General features: G+C 63.3%; 4 protein-coding genes and 1 pseudogene. 4 read left to right on the forward strand and 1 reads right to left on the reverse strand.

The features are described 5' to 3' along the window. Both QZY06_RS22220 and lpxC read left to right on the forward strand, forming a co-directional pair. A pseudogene (locus tag QZY06_RS22220) lies at positions 1-546 on the forward strand (cell division protein FtsZ); the annotation flags it as partial. A 539-nt stretch (positions 547-1,085) separates the two neighbouring features. Beyond that, the gene (gene lpxC / locus QZY06_RS12345; RefSeq protein ID WP_293390524.1) at positions 1,086-2,003 is read left to right on the forward strand and encodes a UDP-3-O-acyl-N-acetylglucosamine deacetylase; all 918 of its coding nucleotides are present in this window, start codon (positions 1,086-1,088) and stop codon (positions 2,001-2,003) included. 48 nt (positions 2,004-2,051) lie between these two features. Here lpxC and QZY06_RS12350 read toward each other — a convergent pair whose 3' ends face one another. Then, positions 2,052-2,363, reverse strand: a complete 312-nt coding sequence (locus QZY06_RS12350; protein ID WP_295684742.1) for a DciA family protein — start codon at positions 2,361-2,363, stop codon at positions 2,052-2,054. A 38-nt stretch (positions 2,364-2,401) separates the two neighbouring features. On the opposite strand from QZY06_RS12350, the gene QZY06_RS12355 reads away from it, so the two are divergent. Together QZY06_RS12355 and QZY06_RS12360 are read left to right on the forward strand one after the other, a co-directional pair. Next, on the forward strand, positions 2,402-3,331 hold the full coding sequence (locus tag QZY06_RS12355; RefSeq protein WP_295684745.1) for a M23 family metallopeptidase: 930 nt from the start codon (positions 2,402-2,404) through the stop codon (positions 3,329-3,331). 191 nt (positions 3,332-3,522) lie between these two features. After that, on the forward strand, positions 3,523-4,566 hold a 1,044-nt coding region (locus QZY06_RS12360; protein ID WP_367275630.1), incomplete at its 3' end, for a DEAD/DEAH box helicase.

A 4,566-nucleotide genomic window follows, 5' to 3' on the forward strand; every position in this document is an offset into this window, starting at 1 on the left:
CCGTTCCCGCAGGAAGGCAAGTAGCGCATGGCGATCGCGCAGGAAGGCATCCTGCAGCTGCAGCAGCATGTCGACTCGCTGATCATGATTCCGAACGAGAAGCTGCGTCTCGTGCTCGGCGGCGCGGTCACCTTGCTGTCCGGTTTCAAGGCCGCCAACGACGTGCTGCAGAACGCGGTGCAGGGCATTTCCGACCTGATCACCCGCCCGGGCATGATGAATGTCGATTTCGCCGACGTGAAAACGGTGATGACCAACCGCGGCATGGCGATGATGGGCCTCGGCTCTGCCAGCGGCGAAGACCGTGCCCGCAAGGCCGTCGAAGCCGCATTGTCCAGCCCGCTGCTTGACGATCTGGAACTGACCGGCGCCCGCGGCATTCTGGTCAACATCACCAGCGACGAGTCGCTGACCCTCGACGAACTGGAGCTGATCAACGACCGCATCGGCGAGATCGCGTCCAACGAAGCCGACATCAAGTGCGGCACCTCGTTCGATCCGACCCTGGGCGGCGAACTGCGCGTCACCGTCGTCGCCACCGGCCTCGAAGGTTCGCGTGTTGCGCTCAAGGCGGTGCCGCAGGAACAGCTGGCGACCCGTCTGCGCGTCAGTGGCGCGCCGCTCGGTACCGAAGGTCTCGGTGGCCGCGGTGGTGTGGTGACGCCGCTGCGTCAGCAGTCCGAGCCGAGCTGGGCGCCGCGTCTGCACGAATCGACGCATGCCGCGCCGGTGCGCAATGCGCGTCCGAGCGTCAATCCGGCGTTTGCCGCGCTCGATTACAACGAGGAAATGCTCGACATTCCGGCTTTCCTGCGCGCGCAAGCCGACTGATCTGTAGATCAACGTGAGGCTGGCCCTTCGCCCGGTCAGCCTGCGTCATCGTCGATTAAAGGCGGCGCGCGACCTTCGCCCAGTCGCGCGCCGTACTGCCTTCGTCGCCGTCGTTTGCCGCCGCTCCAGCGGCCCGACGGACGCGCAAATGTTGCACTGCGATGGTGGCCGGAACTCGGTGGTAAAATTCCGGTCAGAGCAGCAATCCTTTTCCGACCCGCGACTCACGCGGGCGCCCCATCCGGACTCCGTCGATGATCCGCCAACGTACCCTTCGCTCAGCCGTCCGCGTCAGCGGCATCGGCTTGCACAGCGGTCAGAAGGTCTACATGGCGCTGCTGCCGGCAGCGCCGGACAGCGGCATCCTGTTTCGTCGTACCGATCTCGATCCGCCGCGTGAAGTCCGCGCCACGGCGCAGGGCATCGGCGAGACCACGCTGTCGTCGAATCTGATCGAGGATGGCGTCAAGGTCGCCACTGTCGAGCATCTGATGTCCTCGCTCGCGGGCTTGGGTATCGACAACTGCCTGGTCGAACTGTCAGCCGCCGAAGTACCGATCATGGATGGCAGTGCCAGCCCGTTCGTGTTCCTGATGCAGTCGGCCGGCATCGTCGAGCAGGACGCGCCGAAGCGCTTCATCCGTCTGAAATCGCCGGTGCAGGTCAGCGACGGCGACAAGTGGGCGCGGCTGGAGCCCTACAACGGTTTTCGCCTGACTTTCAACATCGAGTTCGATCATCCGTTGATCAATTCGACGGCGCAGAGCGCGTCGGTGGAGTTCTCGACCGGTGCCTACATCCGCGAAGTCAGCCGGGCGCGTACCTTCGGTTTCATGCGCGAATTCGAGTTCCTGCGCTCGCGCCGTCTGGCGCTGGGCGCCAGCCTCGAAAACGCGGTGGCGGTCGACGAGTTCCGAGTGCTGAATCAGGACGGCCTGCGCTACGACGACGAATTCGTCCGGCACAAGATTCTCGACGCCGTCGGCGACCTCTATCTTCTTGGCCGTCCGCTGCTGGCCAGCTACACCGCGTTCAAGTCCGGACATGCCTTGAACAACAAGCTGGCGCGTGCCTTGCTCGCCCAGCCGGCAGCGTGGGAAGAAGTGATTTTCGACGACGTTGGCGACAAGGCGAGCGGTTTTTACGGTAGTTCGAGTCCCGTCCTCGCCTGAAGCCCGCTTGCACCGTTCGTCATGCCGCGCTTAGACTCGGCTCAACCTTCATCCCTGTGATGCAGGTCGCATCTTGATTTCAAGATTCAAGGAAGGGTTGCCAAGGCCGTGACGCAGGAGTTGAAGCATTTCTTGCTGGCGGTAACGGAGTTGGGTGTGAGCAGCGGCCGAGTCGACATAAACGACCACCACGCCCTCCCGTTCATTGGCAATACGCAGGGAACTCGCCAGCGGCTCGCGCGCCCAGTCACGAAGCATCTTCTGGATGCCTTCGAGACGGCTCGCCTGTCTCAGCAAGCCCTGTACCGGAGAGTCAGGATGGACCAGGTGTGCGCCTAGGCGGTCATCGTCAGCGTGCATGGGATGGTTTGCCGCCGTAATCGTGGGTGAAGCGTTGCATGGATATTATCGTCGTAAGCCACAGCCAGGGCCGAACCTGGCGACTGCGCCTGGAAGCGCGTCGTGTTTGGGGTTGGCTGCCACTGGCGGCCGTGGTGATCGGAGTGCTGGGCCTGACCTTCGTCGCCGGCATGAATCTGCAGTCCGATCGCGGCCTGCTGCCGAAGCGCATCGCCGGTGTCTGGAGTACCGAGTTTTCCCAGCAGCGTGACGAACTGGCTCAGGTCAAGGGCAAGGCCGAGGAAGATGCCAGGGCGCTGGCGCGCCGCATCGCCCAGTTGCAGGCGCATGTGATCCGGCTCGATGCCGCCGGCACGCGCATGACCCAGATCGCCAACATCGATCCTTCCGAATTCAGTTTTGATCGCCCGCCCGCCGTCGGCGGCCCGGAAACCGAGGCCTTCGGCACGCCGGCGGTGCTCGAAGACGTAATCGGCTCGCTCGATCGCCTGCAGAAAACCCTCGGCGATCGCGAACGGCAGATGCGCGTGCTGGAAGATCTGCTGCTCGCCAGCCGCCTCGAGCGCGAGGTCAAGCCCTCCGGCTGGCCGATCGATTCCGGCTACATCACTTCCGGTTACGGCAGCCGCACCGATCCGTTCACCGGCTTGCGGACCACGCATCCGGGCATCGATTTCGCAGCCGCCGAAGGCTCGCAGGTTCATGCCGTGGCCAGCGGTATCGTCACCGAAGCGGCGACCGCGAATGGCTACGGCGAGCTGATCGAGATCAATCACGGTAACGGTTATCGCACCCGCTACGGCCACAACTCGAAGCTGCTGGTGAAGATCGGCGATCGCGTGCTCAAGGGTCAGCCGATCGCGCTGATCGGTTCGACCGGTCGCTCGACCGGCCCGCATGTGCACTTCGAACTGGTCATGAACGGCAACGTCGTCAACCCGGGCCAGTACCTCGACGCGACGCACTGATCGGTCGACCCTCGAAGGAAATGGGGCGCTGCTATTGAAAGCCGCCCCGTCGCGCCAATGCTTCGCAGGGCGGACTGTCATCGCCCTGACCGTTGCATCCCGGACGATCGCAGCCAGCCCCTGAGGCATAATTGCTGCCCTGTCCGCCCCGGACGGGTCCAGGCTCGTGCCGTTTCCAGACTACGGAATCCATGTTCAACAATTTTCTGGCGCGCATCTTCGGCAGCCGCAATCAACGCAACGTTAGCCGTCTGTCCAGCGTCGTCAGCGCCGTCAATGCGCTGGAGCCGAAGTACCAGGCGATGTCCGATGAGGAACTGAGCCAGCAGACGGTCGTGCTGCGCGAACGGCTGGCGAAAGGCGAAACGCTCGATCAGCTGCGCGCCGATGCCTTTGCCGTGGTCCGCGAAGCCGGCCGCCGTGTGATGAACATGCGGCACTTCGATGTGCAGCTGATCGGCGGTGCCGCGCTGCACGAAGGCAAGATCGCCGAAATGCGCACCGGTGAAGGCAAGACGCTGGTTGCCACCCTGCCGACCTATCTCAATGCACTGAGCGGCAAGGGCGTGCATGTGGTCACTGTCAATGACTATCTCGCCCGGCGCGATTCCGAGTGGATGGGCCGCATCTTCCGCTTCCTCGGCATGAGCGTAGGCGTCGTCGTTTCCGGTCAGGACAACGAAGAGAAGCGCGCTGCCTACCAGGCCGACATCACCTACGGCCAGAACAACGAATTCGGCTTCGACTACCTGCGCGACAACATGGCTTTCTCGCTCGACGAGAAAGTGCAGCGTGGCCTGAACTACGCGGTGATCGACGAAGTCGACTCGATTCTGATCGACGAAGCTCGCACGCCGCTGATCATCTCCGGCCCGACCGACGATGATCCCGAGCTGTGGCGCAAGCTCAATGTGCTGATCCCGAAGCTGACTCGGCAGAAGACCGAAGAAGATCTGGAAGGCGATTTCCACGTCGACGAGAAGGGCAAGCAGGTGCATCTGTCCGAACTCGGACACGAGCGCATGGAAGACCTGCTGCGCGAAGCGGGCCTGCTCGGTGAAGACGAAAGCCTGTACGACGCCAGCCGCATCGTGCTCGTTCACCATCTGAATGCGCTGCTGCGCGCGCATCAGCTGTACAAGAAGGACGTCGAGTACATCGTCCGCGGCAATCAGGTGATCATCATCGATGAGTTCACCGGCCGCATGATGTCCGGCCGGCGCTGGTCGGATGGC

The organism is uncultured Nevskia sp. (genome assembly GCF_903885465.1).
In the GTDB taxonomy this organism is placed as follows: Bacteria; Pseudomonadota; Gammaproteobacteria; order Nevskiales; family Nevskiaceae; genus Nevskia.